At 63.3% G+C, this 25,704-nt stretch carries 28 protein-coding genes and 2 pseudogenes; 16 read left to right on the plus strand and 14 right to left on the minus strand.

Annotated elements, in window-relative coordinates:
• Nucleotides 1-15: 15 nt before the first annotated feature.
• Nucleotides 16-1,407, minus strand: a pseudogene (locus ACE10Z_RS18825) (hypothetical protein); the annotation flags it as partial.
• A 182-nt stretch (nucleotides 1,408-1,589) separates the two neighbouring features.
• Here ACE10Z_RS18825 and cysE point away from each other — a divergent pair.
• Nucleotides 1,590-2,417, plus strand: a complete 828-nt coding sequence (gene cysE, locus ACE10Z_RS18830; RefSeq protein ID WP_097674153.1) for a serine O-acetyltransferase — start codon at nucleotides 1,590-1,592, stop codon at nucleotides 2,415-2,417.
• Between the two features lie 138 nt (nucleotides 2,418-2,555).
• Entirely contained in the window at nucleotides 2,556-2,774 is a 219-nt protein-coding gene (locus tag ACE10Z_RS18835; protein ID WP_050406403.1) for a DUF3126 family protein, read from the plus strand.
• 64 nt (nucleotides 2,775-2,838) lie between these two features.
• Here ACE10Z_RS18835 and ACE10Z_RS18840 read toward each other — a convergent pair whose 3' ends face one another.
• A complete protein-coding gene (locus ACE10Z_RS18840) occupies nucleotides 2,839-3,549 on the minus strand; it encodes a hypothetical protein (protein ID WP_375789243.1) in 711 nt (236 codons plus the stop codon).
• 219 nt (nucleotides 3,550-3,768) lie between these two features.
• On the opposite strand from ACE10Z_RS18840, the gene ACE10Z_RS18845 reads away from it, so the two are divergent.
• Complete coding sequence (locus tag ACE10Z_RS18845; RefSeq protein WP_092115175.1) at nucleotides 3,769-4,098, plus strand: DUF6949 family protein; 330 nt, start codon at nucleotides 3,769-3,771, stop codon at nucleotides 4,096-4,098.
• Nucleotides 4,099-4,196: 98 nt separating this feature from the next.
• Nucleotides 4,197-4,727: a gamma carbonic anhydrase family protein gene (locus ACE10Z_RS18850; protein WP_375789244.1), complete on the plus strand. Its 531-nt coding sequence runs from the start codon at nucleotides 4,197-4,199 to the stop codon at nucleotides 4,725-4,727.
• 4 nt (nucleotides 4,728-4,731) lie between these two features.
• Here ACE10Z_RS18850 and ACE10Z_RS18855 read toward each other — a convergent pair whose 3' ends face one another.
• Nucleotides 4,732-4,986, minus strand: a complete 255-nt coding sequence (locus ACE10Z_RS18855; RefSeq protein WP_375789245.1) for a hypothetical protein — start codon at nucleotides 4,984-4,986, stop codon at nucleotides 4,732-4,734.
• Between the two features lie 87 nt (nucleotides 4,987-5,073).
• Between ACE10Z_RS18855 and ACE10Z_RS18860 the strand changes: the two genes are divergently transcribed.
• The 3 genes from ACE10Z_RS18860 to ACE10Z_RS18870 all read left to right on the plus strand — a co-directional run bounded on the left by ACE10Z_RS18860 (nucleotide 5,074) and on the right by ACE10Z_RS18870 (nucleotide 6,360).
• Complete coding sequence (locus ACE10Z_RS18860; protein ID WP_375789246.1) at nucleotides 5,074-5,355, plus strand: hypothetical protein; 282 nt, start codon at nucleotides 5,074-5,076, stop codon at nucleotides 5,353-5,355.
• A gap of 155 nt (nucleotides 5,356-5,510) precedes the next feature.
• Nucleotides 5,511-6,008, plus strand: a complete 498-nt coding sequence (locus ACE10Z_RS18865; RefSeq protein ID WP_375789247.1) for a hypothetical protein — start codon at nucleotides 5,511-5,513, stop codon at nucleotides 6,006-6,008.
• A gap of 202 nt (nucleotides 6,009-6,210) precedes the next feature.
• Nucleotides 6,211-6,360 (plus strand): hypothetical protein, encoded by a 150-nt coding sequence (locus tag ACE10Z_RS18870; RefSeq protein WP_375789248.1) that lies wholly within the window; start codon nucleotides 6,211-6,213, stop codon nucleotides 6,358-6,360.
• Between the two features lie 398 nt (nucleotides 6,361-6,758).
• Here the strand turns inward: ACE10Z_RS18870 and ACE10Z_RS18875 are convergent, their stop codons facing one another.
• The 7 genes from ACE10Z_RS18875 to ACE10Z_RS18905 all read right to left on the minus strand — a co-directional run bounded on the left by ACE10Z_RS18875 (nucleotide 6,759) and on the right by ACE10Z_RS18905 (nucleotide 13,860).
• On the minus strand, nucleotides 6,759-7,250 hold the full coding sequence (locus tag ACE10Z_RS18875; RefSeq protein WP_375789871.1) for a hypothetical protein: 492 nt from the start codon (nucleotides 7,248-7,250) through the stop codon (nucleotides 6,759-6,761).
• Between the two features lie 160 nt (nucleotides 7,251-7,410).
• Nucleotides 7,411-7,941: a bifunctional 3-hydroxydecanoyl-ACP dehydratase/trans-2-decenoyl-ACP isomerase gene (gene fabA / locus ACE10Z_RS18880; protein WP_375789249.1), complete on the minus strand. Its 531-nt coding sequence runs from the start codon at nucleotides 7,939-7,941 to the stop codon at nucleotides 7,411-7,413.
• A gap of 33 nt (nucleotides 7,942-7,974) precedes the next feature.
• Entirely contained in the window at nucleotides 7,975-8,619 is a 645-nt protein-coding gene (locus tag ACE10Z_RS18885; protein WP_375789250.1) for a TetR/AcrR family transcriptional regulator, read from the minus strand.
• Between the two features lie 236 nt (nucleotides 8,620-8,855).
• Nucleotides 8,856-10,847, minus strand: coding sequence for an acyltransferase family protein (locus ACE10Z_RS18890; protein WP_375789251.1), 1,992 nt, complete (start codon nucleotides 10,845-10,847; stop codon nucleotides 8,856-8,858).
• Nucleotides 10,848-11,188: 341 nt separating this feature from the next.
• A complete protein-coding gene (locus tag ACE10Z_RS18895; protein ID WP_375789252.1) occupies nucleotides 11,189-11,803 on the minus strand; it encodes a transglutaminase-like cysteine peptidase in 615 nt (204 codons plus the stop codon).
• A gap of 333 nt (nucleotides 11,804-12,136) precedes the next feature.
• On the minus strand, nucleotides 12,137-12,754 hold the full coding sequence (locus ACE10Z_RS18900; RefSeq protein ID WP_092115166.1) for a PilZ domain-containing protein: 618 nt from the start codon (nucleotides 12,752-12,754) through the stop codon (nucleotides 12,137-12,139).
• A gap of 149 nt (nucleotides 12,755-12,903) precedes the next feature.
• Nucleotides 12,904-13,860 (minus strand): acyl-CoA desaturase, encoded by a 957-nt coding sequence (locus ACE10Z_RS18905; protein WP_375789253.1) that lies wholly within the window; start codon nucleotides 13,858-13,860, stop codon nucleotides 12,904-12,906.
• Nucleotides 13,861-14,012: 152 nt separating this feature from the next.
• Here ACE10Z_RS18905 and ACE10Z_RS18910 point away from each other — a divergent pair, with 152 nt between their 5' ends.
• Nucleotides 14,013-14,171, plus strand: a complete 159-nt coding sequence (locus ACE10Z_RS18910; RefSeq protein ID WP_375789254.1) for a hypothetical protein — start codon at nucleotides 14,013-14,015, stop codon at nucleotides 14,169-14,171.
• A gap of 27 nt (nucleotides 14,172-14,198) precedes the next feature.
• Here the strand turns inward: ACE10Z_RS18910 and ACE10Z_RS18915 are convergent, their stop codons facing one another.
• Nucleotides 14,199-14,726, minus strand: a complete 528-nt coding sequence (locus tag ACE10Z_RS18915; protein WP_375789255.1) for a hypothetical protein — start codon at nucleotides 14,724-14,726, stop codon at nucleotides 14,199-14,201.
• Nucleotides 14,727-14,959: 233 nt separating this feature from the next.
• Here ACE10Z_RS18915 and ACE10Z_RS18920 point away from each other — a divergent pair, with 233 nt between their 5' ends.
• The 4 genes from ACE10Z_RS18920 (at nucleotide 14,960) to ACE10Z_RS18935 (ending at nucleotide 20,345) form a co-directional block, all read left to right on the plus strand.
• On the plus strand, nucleotides 14,960-16,111 hold the full coding sequence (locus ACE10Z_RS18920) for a zinc-binding dehydrogenase (RefSeq protein ID WP_375789256.1): 1,152 nt from the start codon (nucleotides 14,960-14,962) through the stop codon (nucleotides 16,109-16,111).
• A 122-nt stretch (nucleotides 16,112-16,233) separates the two neighbouring features.
• The gene (locus tag ACE10Z_RS18925; RefSeq protein WP_375789257.1) at nucleotides 16,234-18,180 is read left to right on the plus strand and encodes a cyclic nucleotide-binding and patatin-like phospholipase domain-containing protein; all 1,947 of its coding nucleotides are present in this window, start codon (nucleotides 16,234-16,236) and stop codon (nucleotides 18,178-18,180) included.
• 59 nt (nucleotides 18,181-18,239) lie between these two features.
• The gene (locus ACE10Z_RS18930) at nucleotides 18,240-19,379 is read left to right on the plus strand and encodes an amidohydrolase/deacetylase family metallohydrolase (RefSeq protein ID WP_375789258.1); all 1,140 of its coding nucleotides are present in this window, start codon (nucleotides 18,240-18,242) and stop codon (nucleotides 19,377-19,379) included.
• Nucleotides 19,380-19,490: 111 nt separating this feature from the next.
• Entirely contained in the window at nucleotides 19,491-20,345 is an 855-nt protein-coding gene (locus tag ACE10Z_RS18935) for an SDR family NAD(P)-dependent oxidoreductase (protein ID WP_375789259.1), read from the plus strand.
• Nucleotides 20,346-20,654: 309 nt separating this feature from the next.
• Here the strand turns inward: ACE10Z_RS18935 and bfr are convergent, their stop codons facing one another.
• On the minus strand, nucleotides 20,655-21,137 hold the full coding sequence (bfr, locus tag ACE10Z_RS18940) for a bacterioferritin (RefSeq protein ID WP_375789260.1): 483 nt from the start codon (nucleotides 21,135-21,137) through the stop codon (nucleotides 20,655-20,657).
• A gap of 227 nt (nucleotides 21,138-21,364) precedes the next feature.
• On the opposite strand from bfr, the gene ACE10Z_RS18945 reads away from it, so the two are divergent.
• The 3 genes and pseudogenes from ACE10Z_RS18945 to ACE10Z_RS18955 all read left to right on the plus strand — a co-directional run.
• Complete coding sequence (locus ACE10Z_RS18945) at nucleotides 21,365-21,733, plus strand: VOC family protein (RefSeq protein ID WP_375789261.1); 369 nt, start codon at nucleotides 21,365-21,367, stop codon at nucleotides 21,731-21,733.
• A 122-nt stretch (nucleotides 21,734-21,855) separates the two neighbouring features.
• Nucleotides 21,856-22,776, plus strand: a complete 921-nt coding sequence (locus tag ACE10Z_RS18950; protein ID WP_375789262.1) for a complex I NDUFA9 subunit family protein — start codon at nucleotides 21,856-21,858, stop codon at nucleotides 22,774-22,776.
• A 120-nt stretch (nucleotides 22,777-22,896) separates the two neighbouring features.
• Nucleotides 22,897-23,067: pseudogene (locus ACE10Z_RS18955) on the plus strand (SDR family NAD(P)-dependent oxidoreductase); the annotation flags it as partial.
• Nucleotides 23,068-23,376: 309 nt separating this feature from the next.
• On the opposite strand, the gene ACE10Z_RS18960 reads toward ACE10Z_RS18955, so the two are convergent.
• Nucleotides 23,377-24,126: an ion transporter gene (locus tag ACE10Z_RS18960; protein ID WP_375789872.1), complete on the minus strand. Its 750-nt coding sequence runs from the start codon at nucleotides 24,124-24,126 to the stop codon at nucleotides 23,377-23,379.
• Between the two features lie 220 nt (nucleotides 24,127-24,346).
• Between ACE10Z_RS18960 and ACE10Z_RS18965 the strand changes: the two genes are divergently transcribed.
• Nucleotides 24,347-24,610: a GlsB/YeaQ/YmgE family stress response membrane protein gene (locus ACE10Z_RS18965; RefSeq protein WP_375789263.1), complete on the plus strand. Its 264-nt coding sequence runs from the start codon at nucleotides 24,347-24,349 to the stop codon at nucleotides 24,608-24,610.
• 59 nt (nucleotides 24,611-24,669) lie between these two features.
• Here the strand turns inward: ACE10Z_RS18965 and ACE10Z_RS18970 are convergent, their stop codons facing one another.
• Nucleotides 24,670-25,575, minus strand: a complete 906-nt coding sequence (locus ACE10Z_RS18970; protein ID WP_375789264.1) for a transglutaminase domain-containing protein — start codon at nucleotides 25,573-25,575, stop codon at nucleotides 24,670-24,672.
• Nucleotides 25,576-25,704: the final 129 nt, after the last annotated feature.

The following is a 25,704-nucleotide window of genomic DNA, read 5'->3' on the forward strand; positions in this document are numbered from 1 at the left end:
CTCGTCGGCATCGTTCTCGGCATCGTCCTTGGCGAAGGCGCGCGCCGCCGCGATCAGCGCCACGAAGGTCGCAACCCACACCATGCGCGCGCCGTAGCGGTCGTGCGGCCCCGAGATCACGCCACAGACGGCGGCATTGCCGAGCAGAGCGAGCGTCACCGTGCCCGCCAGCAGCGTCAAATCGTCGAGGCGACGCTGCCACAGTCCGCGGCCGAACAGGATCACGACCATGAGCATCGAGGCCAACGCGACCGGCACGTGGATGCGATTGATCGCGGTGAAGTCGAGGGCCCATTGTTGTTGCCGCGCGGCGCGCATCGGCGCGACCTGCTCGGGAATATAGCGCTCGATGATGCCGTAGGTATGCGGGATCCAGCCCGAGGAACCTTCGCCGGTCGCGACATCCAACAGCTGGTCGGCGGTTGCTTTCAGCGCCGCCTTGGCCTGCCATGTCGGATATTCGGCGAGCGAACGCACCACGATGTGGCCCATCTCGTCATTCAGTCCCTGAAAGCGGCCGAGCGTGTTGAACATGCTGTGACCCCACAGGAAGTCGTCGGCGGTCGGCGGCAACTCGTCGCGATAGGGGCAGAGCTTCAGGTTCTCCGTCGCGCAATGATCGCGCAGATATTGCGCGACGATGCCATCCTGCAGCATGCGGCCGAAGGCGACGCCATAGCCGCCGGGTGTCCAGGCAAGCTGTCCCGACAGCGCGAAGTTCGCCGCCAGCAGCATCACGGCGCCGGTGACGATGGTCAGGCTGCCCTGCACGAGCCCCGCGACCGGGACGCGGCGGCCGAGCCATGGACGCAGCATCCAGCCGACGCAGCACAAGCCAAGTAGCACCGCGAGCGTCGCGCTGTGCGTGGCGGCGGAAAACGCGATGAATCCGAACAGCACGGCCTTCTCCAGCGTCGAGATCCTGTCGCCGTGCAGGATGAGGACGAAGAGCGCGAGCACCGAAAGGCCGGCAAAGATGTCGGTCAGCAGCATGCTGGCGAGCCAGGGCAGGGCGGTGGTCGCAATCAGCGCAAGGCTGATCGCGATCAGCCGAACCGGCCGGGCGAGCTCGAGCATGCGCAGGGTCAGCTGCAGGATCCAAAGCGTCGCCAGGGTCTGGATGCCGAGGTTGAGCCAGAAGCCCGACGTCTCACCGACATGCAGGTAGATGCCGAACACCGTGGACCGGCTCGGCACCAGATAGCCCTCGTACCAGCGCGCCAGATAGCCGCCGGTATCCCATTGGAGCAGCGGATAGCCGTTCCAGAAGGCAGGCGCGAGCAGGAGGAGGGGAATCGCAATGGTGGCGATCCAGACCGACCGTGCATCGGTCAGGCGCCCACGTAACGTCTGGGTATTGATGATGTTTCCCCCTTTTATTGGGGTCGACCATGCCCAAAACCACACTCGGGACGAAATCCGCCAATAGTTGCAGAAGCACGGCTTGATTTCGGCAAAATCCCGACCAACTCCCCTAGACGTCGGCCCGGGGGCGTTCGGCTGGGGGTTTCCGTACCGAGCCTTCCCGGGACGCGCTGGGTTCACCGTGCTATAACGCACATCAGAACAACCGAATTGCGAGAGCAGCTATGGCAGTTCATCAGGTCAATCCGCAGGGGAGCAAGCTCGCGGCGCTCGATCCGATCTGGGATCGAATCCGCGGCGAGGCGGAAGACATCCTGCGGCGCGAGCCGGAGCTCGCATCCTTCATCTATGCGACCGTGCTGCATCATGAGCGCCTGGAAGATTCCGTGGTCCATCGCATTGCCGAGCGGCTCGATCACGCCGCGCTGTCGGGCGACTTGATCCGCCAGACCTTTGGCGAGGCATTGCGCGATGAGCCCGATATCGGCAACGCCTTCCGCGCCGATCTCGTCGCCGTCTATGACCGCGATCCCGCGACCTCGCGCTTCATCGATCCCTTGCTCTACTTCAAGGGCTTCCACGCGCTGCAGACCCATCGTCTCGCGCACTGGCTTTATCAGAAGGGCCGCAAGGATTTTGCCTTCTACCTGCAGAGCCGCTCGTCGGCGGTGTTCCAGACCGACATCAATCCGGCGGCCAGGATCGGCCGCGGCATCTTCCTCGATCACGCCACCGGATTCGTCTGCGGCGAGACCGCCGTCATCGACGACGATGTCTCGATCCTGCATGGCGTCACGCTCGGCGGCACCGGCAAGGAGAACGAGGATCGCCACCCGAAGATCCGCCACGGTGTGCTGATCGGCGCCGGCGCGAAGATCCTCGGCAATATCGAGATCGGTCATTGCGCGCGCATCGCGGCAGGCTCCGTCGTGGTCAAGCCGGTGCCGCACAACGTCACGGTTGCGGGCGTGCCGGCGAAAATCGTCGGCGAAGCCGGCTGTGCCGAGCCGTCGCGCACCATGGACCAGATGCTCAACGCGATCGGGCTTTGATTTCATTCGCTTTCTGATCGCCGCGCGCTTTTTGCGTGTGCGCAACATCACGTCGCCAAAGCCTGAAAAGGCTCTGGCGATCTTTGCCGTCTCGTCCTAAAACTCCCCCGAAAATCATCGACCCGATTGGAGACGGCTGTGGACGTTCAGGAAGTCAGGAAGCTCGACGCGTATCTCAAACGCGTGTTCAGCAATCCCAAGATCCGCGTGGTGCCGCGGCCCAAGAAGGATGACTCGGCCGAGGTCTATATCGGCGAGGAGTTCATCGGCGTGCTGTTCGTCGACGACGAGGACGATGATCGCTCGTTCCAGTTCCAGATGGCGATTCTGGAAGAAGATCTGGGCGAGCAGGGCTGAACGGCCTAAGGCCGTCATTGCGCGGAACCCGCGGAGCGGGCGTCGCTCCGGTGCAATGACGGCATTATCCCTTCGCGCTGTGCATCTGCGCGGAGAGGCGATTCATCGCGGTGGCGATATCGCGCCATTGTGCAAGCCAGCTGCGTGGAAAGCGGAAGGTCAGATCGGCGCCCTCGATGCGCTGCTCACTCAGGCACATGCCGGGTGTCGACGTATCGCGCGTGCAGCGCGCGATCAATTGCGGCTCGGTCGCGGTGAACAGGTCCTCGCCGCCATAGGGCGTGCCGTCGCGGAACGCGCGCGTCGTCAAGCCGTCATCGGTATTCGCGCGCTCGTCGAGATAGCGCGGATAGATCGTGCGCAGCCGCATGTCCGGCGCGAGTGAATCGTGGTGCGCCGCGATCGACACGAAGATCCTGTCGATCGGCTGCACCTTGTCCTCGACCGTATCGGCGCTGTAGTGCTTCGGCGCGGCAGGCGCCTCCAGCGACGGATAGAGGAAGCTCAGATCGACGCGCTCCTGCGGCCCGGAGTGACGCTGGATCTTCATGCGCACGGCCATGGTCGGCACGTTGAACAGCGTGCCGCCGACGCTCACCGGAAGCCGCGACGGATCGCTCGGCGGGACGGTCGTATAGGTCGGCCACAACAGATAGGCGACGAGGGCAATCGCACCGGCCGCGATGACCGCCGAGGCGATGAGCGGAACGAGATGCGCGCGCGGATTGCGGCGGGTGTCGCGGGCGAGATGCTGGGCAGTCGAAAGAAGCGTCATGAGCGAGGTTGAGAGCAGGCCGGGAGTGACCGAATCACCTGCCGAATATGCCACGAGGCGAAGAATTTCCGTACGATTCCAATGGAATCCCTGATCGAATGGCCATGCGCAAACGCCGCGGCGGGCGCTGCCGGTTAACCTTTCCTTAAGGATGATGTGGCGGCCCGCCGCCAATTCTGCGAAGCAGGGTGAGTGGCCTGTTGCGTAGCGGAAGTTCTGATGTCGCCCGATACCTTGAATTCGCTGTTCTCGCTCTTCATCGGCTTCGCGCTCGCCGGCGCATTGGCCAGCGGTTATCAGGCGATGGCGGAGCGTCCGGCCGGCTTCGGCCTGCTGCAGGAGGGCGTGGCGCCGAGGACCTTCGCCGCGGTCCCGTTTCTCGTCTTCGCCGCGCCGTTCATCATCATGCGCAACACGCTGCGCGGCGCGCGGATCGAGCGCCGCCGTTTCGAGTTCGTGATGATGGCAACCGTCATCTCCGGCTTCTGGAGCCTGATGTCGGGCACCTTCTTCGTGATGACGCTGCGCGCTGCCGGCGTGATCGGGTGATCCGCGCCGGATCCTGATCCGTGTCCGGATCATGACTGCACTTGCTTGAAACCAAGTCGTCCGCTGTGCCAAGGTCACCTTCATCCAAGGAGACCTCTATGGCGATCTACGAACTCGACGGGCAGGGGCCCGATCTTCCCGCCGACGGCAGCTACTTCATCGCCGACAATGCCGTTGTGATCGGCAAGGTGCGCCTCAAATCCGCGGCGAGCGTCTGGTTCGGCGCCGTGCTGCGCGGCGACAATGAGTGGATCGAGATCGGCGAAGGCTCCAACGTTCAGGACAATTCGACGCTGCATGTCGATCCCGGCTTCCCCCTGATCATCGGCAACAACGTCACGATCGGCCACAATGCGATCGTGCACGGCTGCACGCTGGAAGACGGCGTGCTGATCGGGATGGGATCGATCGTGATGAACGGTGCGCGCATCAGGCGCGGCAGTGTCGTCGGCGCCGGCTCCGTCATCACCGAGGGCAAGGAGTTTCCGGAAAATTCCCTGATCATCGGTGCGCCCGCGCGCGTGGTGCGCACGCTCGACGCCGCGCAGGCGGAGGCGTTGTCGCGGCCGGCGAAGTCCTACGCGATCAGGGGCCCGCAGTACAAAGCCGGACTGAAGAAGATCGGCTGAAGCCTCAGCGCTTCCGGCCCTGGCTGCGTACGCGCTTCGCTGTCGCGGGGCCTTGCTTCGCCGCCTCCCGCGGTCTCGCTGCTTCCTGAAGTCTTGCGCTCTTGCGCAGCGCATCCTTCAGGTCGATCGGAATACCGTGCTTCTTGAGGAGGTCGGCGAAGGCCTCGTCCGCGAGCTCCTGCAGCGTCGCCATCCGGTCGCGCCCAAGCTGCTTCAGCTTGCCGGCAGTATCGTCGTCAAACTCGATCAGCTTGCGCAAATTGCATTGCTCCCAAACCGTATTGCCCCAACGCCTGTGGGAACCGGCGTTTTGCGGACCCGTTGTTGTCCGCAAGGGAGAATTGCCATGCGCAAATTATCCGTCACCGTCGCGTCAGCGACAATCGCCATTCTGCTGTCGCCCACGGTTACCGTCGCCCAAGGTATTGGGAGCGGCAGCCCCTCGTCAGCCAGCCCGACATCGCCGCAAGTCGCGTCCCCGCCGCCCGGCACCAACAGCGCCGGCCGGCTGAACACCGGTGAGGGCGTCACGACCGGCTCGGCGTCGAGCAAAAGCTTCGACAAGGCGATCGCCGACGAGAACAGGACGGTCGACCGCCGGGTCAATGGCATCTGCCGCGGCTGTTAGCGTTTGACGGATGCGCCTTGATGAACGCGGGTCGCGCAGATGTGAGCGTGACTTAGGCGCGCGGTCGAAGCCGTGGTCCTAGATTGAGTTAGCATGCGCGGGACGCGGCGCAGGAGGCTTGCAAAGACAAGCCTTGGACAGAGGAGTGACGGGTGATGTTGCGTAAAACGATGATTGCCTTGCTGGCGACGGCCACGGTCGGCCTGTTCACGGTCGATGCCGCGTCGGCTCGAGGTGGTTTTGGTGGTGGCGGTTTCCACGGCGGTGGTGGCTTCCACGGTGGTGGGGGCTTTGGTGGCTTCCACGGTGGCGGCGGCGCTTTCCGCGCCATGGGCGCGGGCGGTGGCTTCCGGTCGGCTGCGATCGGCGGTGGTTGGCACGGCGGCGGCTGGCGCGGTGGAGGCTGGCACGGCGGCTACTATCGGCGTGGCTGGGGCTATCCGTTCGCAGCGGCCGCGATCGGCTTCGGCCTGGGCTACGGTGCCTACGATTACTATGACAGCTACTACAACAACCCGTACTACGCCGGTTACGGCTACGACGACGGGTATGGCTACGGCTATGGTTATGGTGACGGCGGCTGTTACGTCGTACGCCGTCGCATGCTGACGCCGTATGGCTGGCAGGTGCGACCGGTGCAGGTTTGCAATTGAGACATCTGCTGACGCATGGCCGGTCCATCGGATCGCCATGCTGATGATGTTGGAGTGATCGGCGCGGCCTCGGTGTCTTGATGCCGGGGCCGTCGCGCATTGGTACGCTGCTTGCAGCGCATTGCAGCAGTCCGCACGTGAAGGCGACGCGAAAACAAATGGTCCGGCTGCGATTGGAGCCGGGCCTCAGAGGATATCAGAGATGCTGACCATTCCTGATCTGACGTTGCTGTTCATGGTTGTTGTTTCGGGCCTCGCCATCGCATTCGTCTACATGTTCCACGAGCTCGAGCCGAAGCTCGCACGGCTGCGGCTGCGCGGCGATCGCGTCAAACGCGACCGCGCCAAGTAGGCGGTAACGCAAGATCGCTGCGGCCTCAGCCGCAGCAATGTTGCGCGTGCAGAGCTGTCAGTTCGGCACGCCGCGTTTTCGGGGTGGGCAATCCAGAGACGGGATTCACGGCCCCAAAAGAACAAGGCCGTCGACGTAGTATACCGTCAACGACCTTGCCAGCCCCGGATATTGAAATCGGCTCACGCCATCCGGTGATTGAGGATGACTCGGATTCGAAGTCGGATATGTGAACCAGTTCACAAAGTCAGGATTAATTCACGGTAACGGGCACTCATGCGAGGCTGCCATCGGCAAGCCTGGAGCCCCAAAGTTTCGCGTTAGACCCTGATCTTGTTCGGGATTTGGCGCATTTTGATGGCCGGGCCCCTGACCGGGCGCTCGGCCGTCTTCAGTCGTCAACCGCGCGATCCGCGGCGCTTCCGGTTGGCGCTCCGGGCGGCCTTCGACCGCTTGCGCGGCTCGGGCTCGGCGGCCGGCTCGTTGGCCTGCGCGCTCGCGAGCGATTGGCGCAAGCCCTCGACCTGTTCGGTCAGTGCTGCGACCTGGTCCGAGAGCTTCTTGGCGTCGGCCTGCTGCGCGGCGAACTGCTTGCGCATGCTCAGCAGCTGGTCCTGCACTTCCTGCAACTGGTCGATGGATTCCTGCTGGGTCACCTCCATGCCCTTGGTCTTTTCCACCAGGGCCTCGGAGACCTGCGCGGTTCGCGCCTGCAATTGACGGGTCGCGACCATCCGGTCGGTCTCCGGCACGTTGCCGCTGAAGGCGCGCCACAGCGCGATCGAGCCGATCCCGAACAGCACGAGCACCAGCGCCACGGCGCCGATCGCGATCGGCTGCACGCCGATCAGGCTGCTGGCTTGCGAATTCCGGGGAGCAAGTTCGACCATGCGACCAGAACCGGACATCAATTGAAAGGTTCCGCATAGCACAACCGCGATGCGGGCAAAACCCCCGGGGATTCAAGCAGGTGGCGCGGGGAGTGCAAAACTCGCCGCAAATTCCGGGGCTTCTGCCTCAAAACGGGACTGTCGGGCGCGCGTCCGTGGCTCAGCCCGTCGGCGCGATCAGGCCGACCCTCATGTCCTTCGCCAGATAGACGCACGCGCCGTCGGCGAGCACGCGGCCGTCGGCGATGCCCAGCACCAGCCGGCCGCGCCTGACCTGGCGCATGTCGACCTCGTAGCGCACGAGCCTGACCTCCGGCGTAATGTGGCCCCTGAACTTGACCTCGCCGACCCCGAGCGCGCGGCCCTTGCCCGGCGAGCCCGACCAGCCGAGCCAAAAGCCGATGATCTGCCACATCGCGTCGAGACCGAGGCAGCCGGGCATCACGGGGTCGCCGGCAAAGTGACAGGCGAAGAACCAATGGTCCGGTGCAACGTCCAGCTCGGCGGCGACACGGCCCTTGCCGAAGGCGCCCCCATCCACGGTGATCTCGGTGATGCGATCCATCATCAGCATCGGTGGCGCCGGCAGCTGCGCATTGCCGGGGCCGAAATATCCGCCCGCGCCCGAGCGCAGCAGGTCCGGCTTGCTGTAGGACGATTGCGGCGTGTGAAAATCATGCGGGTTGAACAAGATGGCCACCGACCTTGGGGTTATAGTTGAACGTTAGAAGCGGCCGCGCCGCGTGGCTTTTGGTATCACCGGCGGTGACTTGGCGGTCGGGGACTTGGCGGTCAGGCGCAGCGCCGCGGCCATGAAGGCCCAGATGTCGCCGGTCAGCCTTGCCGGATCCGGCCGCCGGTCGGCGGTGAGCGCGCCGATCAGCGCCTGGCGGATGCCGCCGATCATCAGCGCGATGGTGAGGTGAGGGTCGAGGTTACCGGGAACGATCCCGTCGCGCTGCGCGGCCTCCAGCATGCGCGCACCGGCTGCAAGCTGGCGGCTGGTGAAGGCGGTCTCGACATCGAGCACTTCGGGCGCCCGGCTCAGCGGTCCGATCACCAGGGGCGCGAACGGGTGCTCATAGTGAAAGGCGACATAGGCGCCGATCCGCTCCTTCTCCCGGTCCGCCCAGTTCCTGGCGGCCAACTTGGCGCCGCCGAATGCTGCCTCATCCAGATGTGCATAGAAGTCCTCGACAACGGCGGCGATCAGGCCGGCCTTTGATCCGAAGTGATGATAGGCGAGCCCGACCGAGACCTGCGCCCGTCGCGCGACGGCCTGCATCTCGAGATGCCCAAGGCCCTCGATCAGTTCCTCTTGGGCCGCCGAGAGCAGTCGCTCCCGAGTACCCAGTTTCGTGGCGCCCATCGCTTGTCCATAGCTGAATTGAATTCAATTCAACCGGGCGGATGCTAGGATGTCAAGCTTGGGCCGGATGGCCGAGCAGACGCTCGCCGCTCAATCGCTGCAATGACAGCCGCTGGAACAGGCAGCAATAAAGTTCGCACCCTGGCGCGTGATGCCGCCGGCTGTCGCGATGTCTCGTCGGCCGGCCGGAGACGGGCCCGCGCGGTGCCGATCCAGCGCCGCGCGGGCTTTTCCGCTCAGCGCTCAGCGTGCACGCCAGCGTGTAGGGCCGCGCCGAGTGCAGTCTCGAAGAGGTGTTCATATTGCTGCGCGTTGACGTTCGAGATGTGAGCGGTGTCCCGGAAGTTTGCTTGACCTGATCGAACCAGGTAACACGAACTGTCGTCGCAGACTGCCGTTTGCGGGTCGATCGAGATCAGCCTCGGATTGCCCTTACGGGGGGACAGTACAGTCCGGTCGATGTTCTGGCGCAGATCGCGCATCGTCAAGATCGGATCGGCCGCGACCTTCCATTCGGTGATGGCCTTTCCTGCCCTGATCTGGCTTTCGATCCACTTCTGCGCCACGTCGAAGCCGATATTGAGCAGCGGCATCACCATAATGACGGTCTTGCCGTTTGAGAGCAGCGTGTCGACAAGCGGCGCGATCTCGGTGGCGTTGCTCCAGTTGCCGGCGAGAACGATGATGGTCGGCTCGGCGCGGTCGCCCAAATATTGCAGCGTCTCGGTGTTGAACTGGCGGCACGGCTGGCTGTCGGCGGCATTGCGATCGGGATCGTCGGCAAAGGGTCGGCAGGCGCTCTGTGTCGCAATAAGACCGGTGAGGCCGAGCCTGGTTGCGGCCGTCGTCATCGGCTCAAGATACTGGTTTGCGAAGGAATCGCCCCACAGCATAACGGTAGCTTGATCGGCGTTGCCGGCGCCGAAGGTGCAATATCTCTCGCTTGCGGCCTTCATCGAGTTGGCATTGCGGAAACATTCATCGCGTGGCGTGTCGGTCTTGCGGGCCATCTCGGCGGGCAGGAGATAAGCCGGCAGCCGCCCCGGGTAGCCGGTCGTCACCAGTGAGCCGATCGTAAAGGCAACGAAGCACGCTGCCGCGGCGCCTGTACAGGCCAACAGCCGCTGCGACGTCCAGACGTCGCGCCGCAGGCGGAGCGGCTGCTCAACGAAGTAGTAGGAGACGGCGCCGACCGCGATCGAAGCCGCGGCCATCGCAGCTTTCGAGATGGCGCCGACCTCATAGCCGCGCGCCGTGAGCCATCCGCCGGCCAAGACCCAAATCGGCCAGTGCCAGAGGTAGATCGAGTAAGACCAGTCACCGATGCGCTGCACGACTGGCGAGCGAATGAGTCTCGAGGTCGTGAATCCGCCCGCGACGACAAGGGCCGCGCCGATGATGGGGAGGATGGTCCAAGCGCCCGGCCAACGGGCTTCGGGCAGCGGATAAGCGACGCAGAACGCCGACAGGATCCAGCCGATTGCGGCGGCTGTGGTGCTGAAGGCCGTGGAACGGGGCGGGCGAGCGTTCGCCCGGCGCCAGACTTCGGCGACCGCGATCATACCGCCGGCCAACGGCTCCCATGCCCGCGCGCGGAGCGAGAAGAACGCCGAACCCATCGCATCGTGCTGGTTTTGCCAAAGGCACCAGGTCAAGGACGCAACGGCGACGGCAAATAGCGCGGCCATTGTCGCCGCTGGAGCCTTCGATCTCGCCGATCGTGACCACACGAAGCGCACCAAAAGCGGCATCCAGATATAGAACTGCCACTCCACCGCGAGCGACCAGGTGTGCAGAAGCGGCTTGGTCTGCGCGGCCATCGCGAAATAGCCGTTGTCGTTGTCGAAAGCGAAGTTCGACAGGAAGAAGAGCGCGTAGCAGGCTTGGCGGATGTGGCGGAAGTATTCGCCCGGCAGGGTGATGAACCATCCGACCGCCGCGGTAGTTGCGACAACCACGAGAAGTGCCGGGTAGATGCGCCGGAGCCGCATCAGGGCGAAGTCGCCATAGGAGAAGCGGCCCTTGGCGAGATCGGCGATCACCTTGCCGGTCATCAGGTAGCCGGTGATGACGAAGAACGCATCGACGCCCACAAAGCCGCCGGCAAAACCTGGAATCCTCAAATGATAGCCAAGGACGGCCAGCACCGCGAGCGCGCGCAAGGCATTGATGTCCCCGCGAAATCCGGCGCGCTCGGCTGGCGCCCCGCCCTGCATTGCAAAGTTCAAATCGCCAACCCCTAAAAAGCCAGCGGAAGCTGGCTCAACCCGGGGCTGGAATCAACCGGAAGACGTCCCATCGCTTGGTTGCGCACAGCCGAAAGCATCCGAGTTCCGGACGCTTATGGGCCCCAATTCAACGAAAGGACGACCCGTGTCGCGCTTTGCGATCGGCATCGCGGCGCTCATCGCTGACGGCCGTTACGCCAACTCCCCCTCCTGGTTTTCAGGGAATTCCCTTGGAAAGGTTGCGGCCAGCCTTTGGGGGAAGGCTGGCCGCGCGCGAACCGGTCTGGGACGGGGAGGGGTGGGGATGTGACCGGGTCGCGAACTCGATTCCTTGTTGCCGCTCAGCGCGAGCTTGCGGTTGAAACTGCCGGGCGGTTGTCGCCGAGCGAGACCCACACATTGGGATCGCTCTGCGATTGCCGCTTGACGAAGCGGTAGCCGGTCTCCGTCCAGGCGACGATGCTCTCGTTCTGGTTGTCGAGCACGAATTCGCCCTTGTCGGTCTTCACCGTCAGCACCGCGTGGCCTTCGCCCTTCTTGTCGCGAACCACCGTGATCAACAGCGCCTCGCGCGGCCAGCCGGCATCCATCAGCATCTTGCGCTTCAGGAGCACGTAGTCCTCGCAGTCGCCGTAGCCGTCGGTCGGCAACGACCATTTCTCGATCACGCCCCAATGATCCATGTCGGTCATCGGCTTGATGGATTCGTTGACCCACTTGTTGACCCGCACGAGGTCGCGCCAAGCGGTCTGCGACAACACGATGTCGCGTGGTTGCGTCTTGCCGCCGCGGCACTCGGCGGGATTGTCGGCGCAGAATTCGACCCAGCCGATCGGCGAACGCGCAACGTCACCCAGGCTGGCGTAGACCACTTCGCCGGCCTTGGCCGACACGCACGTCGCAAACAGAATGGCGGCAACCGCCAAACCTTTCCCCTGTCCCCTGAACCCAAACATCGTGGCCCCCGTTCTTCTTGTTGGGACCACGTTTCGCACAAAGCTTTTGCGCCGCCGCTAAGTGCGCGAAGTAGATTTGACGCGAATACTGGTAAAAGCTGCGGCGAATTCGATCTTTACTTGAATCGAATTCGCGTAAAATTTGAAACAACTGCAATTGATTCAAATTTTAGCTATTAACGCGGCAAACGCTGCGCCTGCGCGGTTTGTTGCCTCGAACGCTGCGGCCGTTAACCGCCGATTTCGCCGGGCCAAATGCGTCGAAGGCGGCCACCGGTGCACCGGAGGCCGCCTTCGCGGGCTGAAAACGGGGGTCTTGAGCGGTTTTTCGCTTTACCTCGCGGTAACGCTCTCTTCGAGCGTTTCCGCCGACTGCTCGTGGACGAACTCGAGCGCGAAGCCTTCCTCGAGATTTCGCACCACGCGGGCCTGCACCCTGCCGAGCATCACGAGCGACTTCAGCGGCGGGCGGTTCTCCGCGGCAATCGCAGCACCGGACAGCGAAAGGTCGATGATGCGGCAGGTCATCCGCGAGCCGTCTTCCTGGGTGAGCAGGGCGATCGGGTTGCGCGGCACGATACGGTCGTGGCGGCGATCCTCGGGGAGATTGAGGATGTCGCGGTTGGCGAGCCAGGTGAGCTGGGCGGCGAGCTTGTCGCGCTTGCGCGCGGTGGCGCCGATCGTCATCGCAAAGCCGTTGTCGATGATGCGGGTGATGCGGCCCTCGACCCGGCCGATATGGTCGAGATAGGCGATTACGCGGTCGCCGACATTGCCGATGCCGGGTGCGAGCAGCGCGAGGCCACCCGGGGACATGTTGATAATCTGGCAGGGAAACTCGCGCCGGTCGGGCAGCATGTAGCGGCCGAGCAGGTGCACCTTGACGCGCTGGAAGCGCCGCCGCTCTTCGGCAACGGGGACGACGGTAGTTTTCTTTTGTGCAAACGACATCACAACAAACCCGGCCACCGTCCATTCGGAGCCCCGACGACCGTAAGGCTGATAGGGTTAACAGGGCGTTACGGTTGTGAAGGGGAACCCGGACACGGAACGAGAGAAACAGGTGGAACTCGCGTGCGCCGTACCCAGGGGCGTTAGGCTCATTCAGATGCCGCGTCAGGTTCTCCGAACCATCGCGCTGCGGCTTGAGCAGTCTCCTCCAGGCGGCGCGAGCCGGGGCGGGGCGCAAGCCTGTCCGGCGTCTTGATGTTGCTCGCGAGGCCTGCCGCCTCGAACGCCTTGATCAGCCACCAGCCGAGATCGATCTGACCCGGCAGCAGCCCGAGCTTGGCGGAGCCGGGATAGGCGTGATGATTGTTGTGCCAGCTTTCGCCCATGCTGATCAGCCCGGCGATGCCGACATTGTAGCCCTGGGCTGCAACGCCTTCGATGACCCAGGTCTGTCCGCCCTTGCGATGCGAGTAGTGACCGATCAGCCAGTGACCGGTGACGCAGACAGCGACCCGGACGCAGATGCCCCAGACCAGCCCAGTCCACGAGCCGATCGCAAAGAACAGCAGGGCCCAGGGCAATTGCTGCCACATCCAGCTGCGCTCGATGAAGGCATAGAAGCGATCGTCGGCAAGCCGCGGTTCGAGCCGGAATACCGGCGGGTGCGTCAGCACCAGGGTGCAGTGCATTTGCCACCAGGCATCGCGCCAGAAGCCGGCGCGGTGGCAGGAGTAGGCGTGGCAGGCCGCCTGGCGTTGCGCCCAGTCGCGGAAATCGTGAAGCCGTACCATGCCGTAGGGGCCGGCCATTCCGACCAGCGTGCCGAGATAGACGCAGAAGCGTTCGAGCCACAGCGGGCAGTCGAAACTCGCATGGATCAGGCGGCGATGCATGCCGACCGAATGGCCGAAGCACAGCGTGATCGCGCTGGTCACGATGAACAGCGCGAATGCGCTCCACGAGAACAGCAGCGGCCCGAACACGATCGCGACCGCGGTCATGCCGCCGAGCCACAGCGACTTTGCCGGTGCCCATCGCACGCGCCCATCCAGCGGGTCGGTGCTGTCGTCCGCGAAGATGCGCTCGGACCCGGGTTGCAGCTTCATTCCGTAACCTGAAATTGTACCGCGGGTTTGGATGGAGCGGCCGTTGCTGTCAATCCGCCGCGCGCGTCCGTCATGTCGCGGTCCGCATGGGCATCTCCGGCCGCTTCGCCTCGCCTGTCGTGGCTTGGTAAGCTGATCGCCTTGGTAAGCGCTTGGGCGGAGATGTTCTGCGACTGAAACTCTGGCTTGCGCTGCTGAAGCGGACGCGCACCACCTATCAGGGACCGCTGGTGATCGGGCACGACCTGATGTCGTTCGTGATCTCGGACAAGGTCGGGGCCTTCGCACCCGACGGCACTGCGATGAAGTGACGATCGCCGTGCGAAGGCGGCGCGGCGTTACTTGGCTTCGGCGTCCATGGCCGGCTCGGCCGTCACCGCCGGTGGTTCAACAGTCACGGCCTTGAGCACTTTGCGCTTCGCCGCGCGGATCTCGAGCTGCAAAGGCGGCTGATAGGACCCGGCTGGCGGCTCGAACATGAAGCCATGGTGCCCATCGCCCTTGTTGAGCTTGAGCAGATCCTTGCGGAACTGATCGGCGACGAGTTCGGCAACATGATCGCCGTTGAAATAGATATCGATCGTGACCCGTTTGTCGGGGTGCTGGTCGTACAGGGCCCAGCCGGCGATCCTGTTCTCGTTGAAGACGTCGACATGACCGGTGACCTCGCCCGAGAGGCTCTCGATGCCGGCTTCGATCACCTCGAGGTCGCTCTTGTAGATCGATCGCGTCACGTCGAAGCTGAAATGCGCGGTGTCGACACATTGGTCGAGCAGGTTCTGCCGATGTTCCTTCATGCGTTGCAGCGTGTCCAGCTCGCCCAGCTTGACGTACATGCCAACGATACCTTCGATACCAGGATTCATGGTGTCGCTCCCCGCAATGCTCCAAGCCTGTTGGCCCCCAGTTCGTTCACAATCAACGGTTCTCGGCGATGCGTCCTTGCGGAAAATACTCCCGTCAGGACTTGAAGCGCGTCGTCCCGCCAGGGTCTGTCATGGAGGCCTTCATGACAGGCCTTCATGACATCCCGATCGTCCTGACCTAAACTCGGTGCGGCCGAACCCGGCCCAATGACAAGGACAGGGAGAACGAACCGATGGAGCAGATCCGCGTCTGCACGCATGACGGACCTGGAGCCAAGCCCGTAATCCGGTCCGTGCCATGGCCGGATGTCGGCAAAAAGGCGGCCTTGATCAAGGTCGGCGCCTGCGGCGTTTGCGGAACCGACCTGCACATCCTGAAGGGACACTGGCCGAAGCCGCTGCCATGGCCGTTCACGCTCGGCCACGAGCTCGGCGGCGTGATCGTCGAATGCGGCGAGGCGTTCACCGAAGACTTCATGAGCAAGCCGCTGCAGGTGGGATCGAAGGTGATGATCCCGCCCTTGATGCCGTGCGGCCGCTGCTATTACTGCATCCACTATCCCGCGAGCGCCAACAAGTGCCTGACGCCGGTGTATTACGGCCGCTATCTCGGCTTCGACAAGGCGCCGCACATGTGGGGCGGCTGGGCCGAATATGTCTATGTCGATCTCGACCTGCTGCCCGGCACCAAGATCTACAAACTGCCCGACGACATGTCGCTGCGGCTGGGTGCGCTGTCGGAGCCGTTGACCTCCTGCATTCGCGCCTTCAACCGCGCCACCCGTGCCGGCGGCTTCACCTGGGGCGACACGGTGGTGATCCAGGGCTCCGGGCCGATCGGCATCCTCGCGGTCGCGGCCGCGCAGGAGATGGGAGCAGGACGTGTGATCTGCGTCGGCGCGCCCGAGATGCCGCGGCTGGCGCTGGCGCGCAAGTTCGGCGCCGAGGCGACCGTCGATATCGAGCAGCTCAAGACGCCGGAGGCGCGCATCAAGGCGGTGCGCGATATCGTCGGCGGTTTTGGCGCCGACCTCGTGATGGATTGCTCCGGCCATCCGACCGCCGGCCCCGAGGGCATCGAGATGCTGCGCGACGGCGGCACCTATGTCGAGATGGGCCAGTTCACCGATGCCGGCTCGATCGATACGTCGTGGCACCGCATCTGCACCAAGGACCTCAACGTGCTCGGCTCCTGGGGCTTTACCGGCAACGACCTGCCGCTCGGCGTCGACATGCTCTACCGCACGCGCAACAAATACCCCTGGCTCGACATGCAGACGATCTATCCGTTCACCGAGGACGGCGTTGCGCGCGCGGTGGCGGACGCGATGGCGATGAAGACGGTGAAGTCGACCATCGTGCCGTGGCCGGAGCTGGTCGGATGATGCAGGCCAATGGAAGCGTCGCTATTCCTGTTGCAGTGCCCCCAAGGAATGCTGGGCGGGGCGCCGTCCGGGGCGGCCTGATATCGCTCGCCGGGACGGCGGCCCGGCGCTAACATCCGCGCATGCAATCGAACCGTGTGCCGCCGAGCGCAACGTTTGCGTGGGGAAACCTGTCCGAGGACTTCCCGCTGTTCCGTACGCTCAGCGCGGAGCAGCGGCTGATCGCCTTTGGGGCAATGACCCGGCGCGATCTGGTGCGCGGTGAGCTGCTGGTCGAGCAGGGCGGCGCCTCGGATTCATTGTTCCTGGTGCTGCACGGCGCGCTCGCCGTGCACCGGACCGATCATCCCGAGCCGATTGCGGAGCTTCGCGCCGGCGAGCTGGTCGGCGAGATCGGCTTCTTCGCCAACATCCCGCGCACGGCCAACGTGATCGCGATCCGCGATAGCAGTGTGCTGGTGTTGACGCGCGCAGCCTATGCGAGGCTTGTCCAGGAAGCGCCTGGCATCGTCGAGGCGCTGCTTGCCGCCCTCGCACAGCGCTTTGCCATCCAGACCGCGCGGCTGTTGCCGTCCCGGGCGTCACCGAAGGCACGCACCGTCGCGCTGATTTCGGGCGGACGGGAGCCGGTGCCGCCTGCCTTCGAACAGCGGTTGCGCGAAGGCCTTGCCGCAGCAGGTGCCGAGATCGTCGATCTCGCGCGCCTGCAAGCAATGTTTCCCGGCCGCGCGCTGGACTCATCCGAGGTCGCCGACTGGCTCAACCGGATCGAGTACGACGCACCGCTGGTGGCCTATTTCGGTGGCGCTGAAGCATCGGAATGGACGCGAAAGACCATTCGCCAGGCCGACCTCGTGGTGTTCGCCTGCCGCGGCGATGCTCCGCCGCCTGATCTCACCGAGATCGAAAGCTTCGCCTGCGGAGTGCATCCGGCGTCGACGCGGCGCCTGGTTCGTGTTCACGACATCAGGCAACACGAGGTCAGCGGCACCGCGGCCTGGCTGGCGCGGCTGCCTTGCTTCATGCATCACCATGTCGCGCTCGAGGACCAGATCGATATCGAGAGCCTGGTTCGCTTCCTGTGCGGCCGCGCCGTCGGGTTTGTCGCCGGCGGCGGCGGCAGCCTCGGCACCGCGCATGTCGGCATCTACAAGGCGTTCCGCGAGCGCGGCGCCATGTTCGACATCTTTGTCGGCACCAGCGTCGGTTCGGCGATGGCGGCGGGCTTTGCCAAGAACTACGACGCCGAGCATCTCGAGCGCGGCACGCATGAGATCTTCGTCTCCAGCCGCAGCTTCCGCCGCCCGACCTGGCCGCGCTACGCGCTGCTCGACCACAAGGCCTTCGACCGGGCGCTTGCCGACCAGTACGGCCACAACTGCCGGATCGAGGATTGCTGGCGGCCGTTCGCGGCGGTCGCGACCAATCTGTCGACGCACAGTCTCGAATTGATCAGGACCGGCCTGCTCTGGCAGGCGGTGCGGGCATCGAGCGCGATCCCCGGCCTGCTGCCGCCGTTCTATACCAAAGACGGCTCGATGCTGGTCGACGGATGCCTCGTCGACAACGTTCCGCTGGCGCAAATGCATCAGATGAAGAGCGGGCCGAATCTGGTGGTCCATTTCGGCGAGCCGGCAACCGAGATGTTCGACGTCGACTATGCCGCGCTGCCGGGAAGGTTTGAGCTGCTCGCGTCGCTGCTGACGCCGTTCCGGCGGAAGGCGCTTCCGGCCGCGCCGAGCGCCGTCAACGTGTTGTGGCGAAGCCTCGTCGCGCATCAGCGCTACGATACGCTGCCGACCACGCCGCTCGACCTGGTGATGCGCCCGCCGACGCCTGATGGCGTCGACGTCACCGATTTCGACCGCCATCAGGAAATTTTCGAATCTTCCTATCGCTGGGCTCAAGAGACCATTGCCGCCTCGGAGGCGGCGCATCATCCGGCCATTGCAGCCATCGTCGCGTCGGCCAAGGGCGCTGACAAGGCTGTGGACATGGCCGCAGACAACAGCGCGGATCAGACGACGACGGTGACCGCACCCGTTTCCCATCAAGCCCGTGTCGGCTGAACGCCTTGCAGGCGGTGCCGAAGTCGACCATCGTGCCGGACTGAAATCCGGAGATGACGATGCCTTTCGATTTGATTCTGCGCGGCGGACGGGTGGTCGACCCGTCGCAAAAGCTCGATGCGGTGACGGATGTCGCCTTTGCCGGCGGCAAGGTCGCGGCGGTCGGCCGAGAGCTGAAAGCCGATCCCGCGACCGAGGTCCGCGATGTCTCGGGGCTGATCGTCTCGCCGGGGATCATCGACCTGCACACCCATGTTTATTGGGGCGGCACCTCGCTCGGCATCGACGCGGAGGAATTCTGCCGCACCTCCGGGGTCACCACCTCGGTGGATACCGGCAGCGCCGGCCCCGGCAACTTTGCCGGCTTTCGCAAGCATGTGATCGAGCCGAGCCAGGTTCGCATTCTCGCCTACCTGCACGTCTCGCATGCCGGCATCTTCGGCTTCTCGAACCGCGTGATGGTCGGCGAGAGCGAGGAACTGCGGCTGATGAATCCGGTCGACGCGGCGCGTGTGGCGGACGAGAACCGCGACCTCATCGTCGGCATCAAGGTGCGGGTCGGCCTGCACGCCTCGGGCACCTCGGGGCTGGTGCCGCTCGAGATCGCGCTCGAGGTTGCCGAGCAGGTCGGCATGCCCCTGATGGCGCATATCGACCATCCGCCGCCGAGCTATGAGGAGGTGCTCGCGCGCCTGCGCCCGGGTGACGTGCTGACGCATGCGTTCCGGCCGTTTCCCAACACGCCCGCGACCGCGCAGGGCACGGTGAAGAAAGTGGTGCTGGAGGCGCGCGAGCGCGGCGTGCTGTTCGACATCGGCCATGGCAAGGGCTCGTTCGCCTTCAAGACCGCGCGCGCGATGCTCGCCAACGGCTTCTATCCCGACACCATCTCCTCCGACATCCATCAGCTCTGCATCGACGGTCCCGCGTTCGACCAGGTGACGACGATGTCGAAATTCCTCTGCATGGGGATGTCGTTGCCGGACGTGATCGCGGCGTCCACCGTCAACGCCGCGATGGCGCTGCGGCGGCCGGAGCTCGGCAGCCTCAAGCCGGGCAGCGTTGGCGATGCCACGCTGATCTCGATCCGGGAAGGCCAGTTCGACTATGTCGACGTGGTCGGCGAACACCTGACCGGCGATCGCAAGATCGCGTCCGAAGGCGTTGTGATCGGCGGCCGCTGGTGGCATCCGAGATAGACATCCCGCACACTTCCCAATCGCTTGAAAGTGCGGTCATATGGCGCCCGGTGACACCTTGGACGTCTGACGCTTGGCGTCTTGGGGCCGGTGTCCGCTGACACGGGGAGAATGTGCGTGAAGGAACTCGCTGGAAAGACCGCGTTCGTGACCGGTGCAGCGTCGGGCATTGGATTGGGGATCGCGACCGCTCTCGCCCAGGCGGGGGTGAAAGTCATGCTCTGCGATATCGAAGAAGCGGCTCTGTCCGCGGCGCTCGAGCAACTGCGGCTCACCAACGTCGATGTCGACGGCGTGAAAGCGGACGTCTCGCTCAAGGCCGAACTCGCCGCCGCCGCCGAAGCCACGACGGCCCGCTACGGCAAGGTGCATATCCTCGTCAACAACGCGGGCGTCGGCGGCGGTGGGCCGTATGGCACCTGGACCGAGGCGTCGTGGAATTGGACCCTGGGCGTCAACCTGATGGCGACCATTTGGGGGATCGAGATTTTCGGGCCGTTGATCGAGCAGCATGGCGAGGGTGGGCATATCGTCTCGACAGCCTCGCTCGCTGGCCTTATTTCAGGGGGGAGCACTGCATACAACGTCTCGAAATATGGCGTGGTCGCGCTGTCCGAAGGCCTGCGGCTTGAACTCGCACCGCGCGGGATTGGGGTATCGGTGCTGTGTCCCGGGTTCATCCGCACTCAAATCGTGAACTCGGGGCGCAACCTGCCCAAGCGCTTCGAGGGGGCGGTCCGTGCCATGCCGACTTCGGGCCCGCTTGCCGAGCGGATCAATCTGATCCGCGAACGCGTCTCTCAGGGCATCGATCCCATGTATGTCGGTGAACTCGTCCGCGAAGGCGTCGAAAACGACTGGCCCTATATCTTCACCGACCTCGAATTCGAGCCGATGGTCGACGCGCGCTTCGCCGCAATCAAGCAAGGCTTCGACCACATTCGCGGGCGCAACCCGAAACGTTGAGCGCGCAGGGTACGGTGAAGAAGGTGGTGCTGGAGGTGCCATCTACTTCCGATCTACCCCCAGTTTCAGACATACCGCTGCACTGCGCCAACTGAAGCGATGGGCCAGTTTCAGACTATGCATCGCAGCAGATGGAGCCCTTATTCGGTCCCTCGTCGGCGAGGGTAGCCTTGCCGGCTCTTCAACCCAGAGCGCTTTTGCGGTCTTGAGATTGATCACAACTCCAACGAGGCGGAGAGCCTTGCCGGAGCGGACCTTCGTCAGCCAGCGCGGCATGACCGACAAAGGCCAAAAGCAGTCGTTGGCACTTTAGTCCTTGTCGAGCTCTCCGATATGACGCTGGGCATATAGCTCGAGACCGATCCTCGCGACGAGTTCGATCTGGGTTTCCAGAAAATCGATATGCTCTTCCTCATCGTGCATGAGTTGCTCAAACAGATCCCGTGTCACGTAGTCTTCGACCTGATGGCAATGGCTCGCGGCTTCAGCGTAGAGGGAGCGCGCCGACAATTCGGCTTGCAAGTCGCTATCGAGCACGGCCTTCACGGTCTTCCCGATATGAAGGGATTCCAGCGTCTGCATATTGGGAGATCCATCGAGGAAGATAATGCGTTCGATGAGCTTGTCTGCATGTTGCATCTCTTCAATCGATTCCTTGCGCCACGTCTTGGCCAGCACCTTGTAGCCCCAATTGTCGAGCAGGCGGTAGTGCAGCCAGTACTGGTTCACCGCGGTGAGCTCGTGGCGCAGCGCTTTGTTGAGGTATTCGATAACGTCTTTATCGCCCTTCATGCTCTGCTCCTTTTCGCGTGTGCTGTTCGGATCGACTGGTTAGAGTTTAGAGCCTCTCCATGTTCGGTTCGAACTGTTTGGGACGTCTACCGTTCGCCGTGAGCGGCGACGCATGGAAAGGGCTGCTCGACGTTGACTTGCTCGCCGTTCGTCACACATGAGGTGGAGGTTAATCCCGCTGCCGCGACAACAAAAGGCGCAGCGAAATCGAACAGGAGAGTTTGGCCATGATCGAGAGAGTCAGCGCGGTCACACTCGGCACGCATGAAATGCCACGGGCTGTCCAATTCTACCGAGCGCTGGGATTTGAGGTGCTGCATGGCGGCGAATGGTCGTCGTTCACTAGCTTTCGAGCAGGTACGAGCTACCTCAACCTCACCGACCAACCTGCCGAACGACGCTGGTCCTGGTGGGGGCGGGTCATCTTCTACGTCACCGATGTTGACGCACTTTACGAGCGCGCGCTCGCGGCGGGGTACCAGCCGGCGACTGTGCCCCGCGATGCCGAATGGGGTGAGCGCTTCTTCCACCTAGCTGACCCCGACGGCCACGAACTCAGTTTCGCTCGACCTTTACTTCCGGCTTCCGTCCAATAGCGGATCGAAGCGGCCTGCATTCGAACCGTCGCTGCGAGAGGGTATTGTTCTGACAGACGACCATAGCCCTGACGTCAGCTTCGGCTCGGTCTATGGCGCGGTCTCTCGAGCAAGATCAAAGGATGACAACGAACGGTCGCACCGTCACCGTATTCGGCGGAACCGGCTTTCTCGGCCGCCGCATCGTTCAGCATCTGCGCGATCACGAGTTTCCCGTCCGGATCGCGTCAAGGCATCCAGATCGCGGGCGTAGTCAGTTTGGCCCGCATGATCCGCAACTCCAATTGGTCCAGGTCGATATTCACGACGTACGGTATGTCGCGGATGCACTTGCCGGCGCTTACGCCGCCGTAAATGCGGTCAGCCTTTACGTCGAGCACGGTCGGGAGACGTTTCATTCCGTTCATGTCGAAGCCGCCCAACGGGTAGCAGCCCAAGCGCGCCGGACTGGAGTCAAAAGGCTCGTTCACATTTCGGGCATCGGCGCCGATGCCGCGTCTCAATCGCGGTACATCCGAGCGCGCGGCGAAGGCGAATTGGTGGTCGGGGCTGCCTTCGCCGACGCACATATCATCCGACCCGCCGTCATGTTCGGACCGGACGATGCGTTCGTCACGACCATCCTCAAGCTTCTCCGCCGGCTCCCAATCTACCCGATGTTCGGCCGCGGCTTGATGAGTCTGCAGCCTGCCTACGTGGAAGATGTGGCGGAAGCGACGGTTCGGATCATCCAGCGAGCCGAGACGCGACCAGCGATCTTCGAGTGCGGCGGCCCTCGCGTTTATTCCTACAAAGAATTGGTCGAAATCGTCGCGCGCCAAGCTGACCTCGCGCCCATCCTGGTCCCCATCCCGTTCGCCGTTTGGCGCGCGTTGGCATGGGCTTCCGAAATACTCCCGGAGCCACTTCTCACGCGCAATCAGGTGGAGCTCATGCAGATCGACACCGTGTCATCGCCGGAGATGCCTGGCTTTGTCGAACTTGGGATTTCGCCGTACTCGGTTGAGGCGATACTCCAGGAGATGCTGTCGAAGCGCGGATGAAGAGGGCTCATCGGTTAAATCCGCTTCAGACGGCGGGTTCGCGCGCTACTGTTACCGGACGCTATGGTGTATTCGACGTTCGACGGCGGCAATATGACTGTGCGCCGTCCGCAGCAGCCGATGACGCGATGGGTCAAAAGCAGTCGACGACGATCGACCCCAGAATGCGCGTGTAAGGAACTCGCTGGAAAGACCGCGTTCGTGACCGGTGCAGCGTCGGGCATTGGATTGGGGATCGCGACCGCTCTCGCCCAGGCGGGGGTGAAAGTCATGCTCTGCGATATCGACGACTGGCCCTATATCTTCACCGACCTCGAATTCGAGCCGATGGTCGACGCACGCTTCGCCGCAATCAAGCAAGGCTTTGACCATATCCGCGGGCGCAACCCGAAACGTTGAGCGCGCAGGGTACGGTGAAGAAGGTGGTGTCACTACCCGACGTGATCGCCGCGTCCACCGTCAATGCCGCGATGGCGCTCCGGTGATCGCAAGATCGCCCCTAAAGCGCGATGAGATCAGGTTGAATCGTCATCGCGCTTTAGCTTCTTGTTTGAGCATGATCTTTTCGGAAAACCGCTTCACACTGTTCCGGATCATGCTTTAGACGGCGCCCTCGTCAGGAATATTCAACACGATGCCGCAGCTTTTGCAGTGGACAGCATCGATATCGTGACGAAGAAGGCCACAGGATGGGCATCTGAACCGCACCTTGCTTGGGCTGAACAACACCTTTGCCAGGTTCAGGAAGAGCGTGACGCCGAATATCATGATCACAACTGTAATCATGCGACCCGGCGTTCCGGGTAAGGTGATATCGCCAAAGCCCGTGGTCGTGAGCGCGGTAATCGTGAAGTAAAGTGCGTCTGCGTAATTCTTGATGCCGGGGTTCACGCCTCGCTGCGTTTCGTAAACCACGCCCGTCATGATGAAAACAAAGACGGACAGATTGGTGATTGCGATCAGCAGTTCTTCGTTGCGACGAAAGAAGACGCTGTCCTCACGGAGGAATTGTACCACCCGGTACGTTCGCAGCAGCCGAAACGTGCGGAGTACGCGCAAGAAGCCGGCGGCTTCGCTCGCTGTTGCCGCCAGCAAGGATACAATCGCAGCGACGTCGGTCCAGGTCGTGATGCTGAGCAGTTCGCGGCTCACCCGACGACTTCCTGCCATGCGCAAAATCAACTCGACCAGAAAGGCGACACCAAAAGTAACATCGAGGCCCCGTACCAGAGCACTGCGCGGCAGGAACGACGTGCCGATGATGAACAGAAGTGAGGCCAAATCAAAGACCAGAAGCGCATAGAGAAAGAGACGCGAATTGGCGCTGCGTCCACAGTACAGGTGGCGCATTGAAGTCCGAAATCGAGAAAGCGGCGTTCGGGGAGAGCCCTCAGCCTGCACTCCCAGTGCTGACACGCTTGTCGCCTCCACAGGCCATGGGCCTGCCAGCCCCCGGCACCTGACCTTTCCTGCAACCGCGCCAAATGACGAAGCTTGATGTAGATCAAGGCGGGAGAAACTGGCCCCGGTCAATTCCGACAGTCTGTTGCCAAAGCTGCGGGGTAAATCCATGGACGTTATTTGGACGATTATTGTTGGCTTTGTTGTCGGAGTGATCGCCAAGTTCATCATGCCTGGCGACAAGTCGGAGCCGAAGGGCTTCATCCTCACGGCCGTCCTGGGAATTGTCGGCGCGTTCGTAGCGACCTACCTTGGCCAGGCCGTTGGATGGTACAAACCCGGGGAGAGCACGGGCTTCATCGGTGCCGTTGTCGGCTCGATCATTCTGCTGTTTCTTTACGGCCTCGTGATGGGCCGCCAAGGGCGCTCTTGATTGATTGACCATCGGTGGTCGCCGATACAGGCCGGCGATCATCGCCTTGCGGCTGGCCACTACCCTTCGGAAGGATCGCGAAACTCGCCGATCTTGCGTACTGCGACGTCAACCGACATCCCCAAATAGTCTTTCGCATCGCCAAACCATGAACCAGCCAGCGGGATTGCCTGGCCTGGATGGCGCGCAATCGCCACCGGGATCAGATCAAATCCGGCACTGATGCTGTTGGTCGGGTCGTAATCCAGCCAGCCGGCACCGGGAAGAAACACCTGCAGCCACGCATGCGTTGCGCCGGAGCCGGTCATGCCAACGGCACCACCATCCAGGGCTGCATCATAGAGGTAGCCGCTGACGAAGCGCGCCGCAAACCCGAGCCGGCGCAAGGTCTCGATCATCAGCCAGGCAAAGTCCCGGCAGGTGCCAGACCTTGTGCGCAGAGTATCGTCAGGCGATTGCGTCCCCTCGGTATCCCTCGCGCAATAGCGGAAGGAGTCGCGAAACGAGCCGAGCAGGCGCTGCAAAACATCGGTTGTTCGATCCTGGTCACCGGCGACGAAGCTCTTCGTCCATGCTGACAAGCTGCCGTCGGGATCCTCGGCGTGAGGCCGCAGATAACCGGCGAGATCGGTCCACTCATCCGGGGTGTACTGTACCGGCACCTCGTCGGCCCGAGACTCGAGCGGAAACGCCTCAATCCCCTTTACTCCGAAATAGACTCCGCGAACCTTGAACGCGATCTTGAGTTCAGTGGACGGCTCGCTGAAATCCATCACCGTTATGGCGTTGGTCCGGGGGTCGGTAACCCAACGGATCGTTGAGGGTACGCTGGTCTTTACCGACCAGCTCAGCAACCGCGCGGAGGCGCCGCGCCGCGGCAGGAACATGGCTCGATGGGTACCGAAGGTAACAGGCGCAGCGTATCGGTAGGTGGTGGTATGGCTTATTTCCCCGAGCATCGCCATACGAGCCGTCTCCTGGTTGGACAGCCGCGTCGAGAAAGAACAAGGATCGGGCTATCGCGTGGCCGAAGCGGCGGAATGCGCCGCCGACCGAACTTGATGCAGACGAACGGAAGTCGATCTTGATCTAGG

Origin of the sequence: Bradyrhizobium sp. Pha-3 (assembly GCF_042258615.1) — a bacterium.
Classification (GTDB): domain Bacteria; phylum Pseudomonadota; class Alphaproteobacteria; order Rhizobiales; family Xanthobacteraceae; genus Bradyrhizobium.

What these genes read in the sequence shown, in the direction of transcription:
- cysE (WP_097674153.1), top strand. Translation starts at nt 1,590, where the DNA reads ATGGCAGTTCATCAGGTCAATCCGCAGGGGAGCAAGCTCGCGGCGCTC.
- ACE10Z_RS18840 (WP_375789243.1), bottom strand. Translation starts at nt 3,549, where the DNA reads ATGACGCTTCTTTCGACTGCCCAGCATCTCGCCCGCGACACCCGCCGC.
- ACE10Z_RS18845 (WP_092115175.1), top strand. Translation starts at nt 3,769, where the DNA reads ATGTCGCCCGATACCTTGAATTCGCTGTTCTCGCTCTTCATCGGCTTC.
- ACE10Z_RS18850 (WP_375789244.1), top strand. Translation starts at nt 4,197, where the DNA reads ATGGCGATCTACGAACTCGACGGGCAGGGGCCCGATCTTCCCGCCGAC.
- ACE10Z_RS18860 (WP_375789246.1), top strand. Translation starts at nt 5,074, where the DNA reads ATGCGCAAATTATCCGTCACCGTCGCGTCAGCGACAATCGCCATTCTG.
- ACE10Z_RS18865 (WP_375789247.1), top strand. Translation starts at nt 5,511, where the DNA reads ATGTTGCGTAAAACGATGATTGCCTTGCTGGCGACGGCCACGGTCGGC.
- ACE10Z_RS18870 (WP_375789248.1), top strand. Translation starts at nt 6,211, where the DNA reads ATGCTGACCATTCCTGATCTGACGTTGCTGTTCATGGTTGTTGTTTCG.
- ACE10Z_RS18875 (WP_375789871.1), bottom strand. Translation starts at nt 7,250, where the DNA reads ATGGTCGAACTTGCTCCCCGGAATTCGCAAGCCAGCAGCCTGATCGGC.
- ACE10Z_RS18885 (WP_375789250.1), bottom strand. Translation starts at nt 8,619, where the DNA reads ATGGGCGCCACGAAACTGGGTACTCGGGAGCGACTGCTCTCGGCGGCC.
- ACE10Z_RS18895 (WP_375789252.1), bottom strand. Translation starts at nt 11,803, where the DNA reads ATGTTTGGGTTCAGGGGACAGGGGAAAGGTTTGGCGGTTGCCGCCATT.
- ACE10Z_RS18900 (WP_092115166.1), bottom strand. Translation starts at nt 12,754, where the DNA reads ATGTCGTTTGCACAAAAGAAAACTACCGTCGTCCCCGTTGCCGAAGAG.
- ACE10Z_RS18905 (WP_375789253.1), bottom strand. Translation starts at nt 13,860, where the DNA reads ATGAAGCTGCAACCCGGGTCCGAGCGCATCTTCGCGGACGACAGCACC.
- ACE10Z_RS18915 (WP_375789255.1), bottom strand. Translation starts at nt 14,726, where the DNA reads ATGAATCCTGGTATCGAAGGTATCGTTGGCATGTACGTCAAGCTGGGC.
- ACE10Z_RS18920 (WP_375789256.1), top strand. Translation starts at nt 14,960, where the DNA reads ATGGAGCAGATCCGCGTCTGCACGCATGACGGACCTGGAGCCAAGCCC.
- ACE10Z_RS18925 (WP_375789257.1), top strand. Translation starts at nt 16,234, where the DNA reads ATGCAATCGAACCGTGTGCCGCCGAGCGCAACGTTTGCGTGGGGAAAC.
- ACE10Z_RS18930 (WP_375789258.1), top strand. Translation starts at nt 18,240, where the DNA reads ATGCCTTTCGATTTGATTCTGCGCGGCGGACGGGTGGTCGACCCGTCG.
- ACE10Z_RS18935 (WP_375789259.1), top strand. Translation starts at nt 19,491, where the DNA reads ATGTGCGTGAAGGAACTCGCTGGAAAGACCGCGTTCGTGACCGGTGCA.
- bfr (WP_375789260.1), bottom strand. Translation starts at nt 21,137, where the DNA reads ATGAAGGGCGATAAAGACGTTATCGAATACCTCAACAAAGCGCTGCGC.
- ACE10Z_RS18945 (WP_375789261.1), top strand. Translation starts at nt 21,365, where the DNA reads ATGATCGAGAGAGTCAGCGCGGTCACACTCGGCACGCATGAAATGCCA.
- ACE10Z_RS18950 (WP_375789262.1), top strand. Translation starts at nt 21,856, where the DNA reads ATGACAACGAACGGTCGCACCGTCACCGTATTCGGCGGAACCGGCTTT.
- ACE10Z_RS18960 (WP_375789872.1), bottom strand. Translation starts at nt 24,126, where the DNA reads ATGCGCCACCTGTACTGTGGACGCAGCGCCAATTCGCGTCTCTTTCTC.
- ACE10Z_RS18965 (WP_375789263.1), top strand. Translation starts at nt 24,347, where the DNA reads ATGGACGTTATTTGGACGATTATTGTTGGCTTTGTTGTCGGAGTGATC.
- ACE10Z_RS18970 (WP_375789264.1), bottom strand. Translation starts at nt 25,575, where the DNA reads ATGGCGATGCTCGGGGAAATAAGCCATACCACCACCTACCGATACGCT.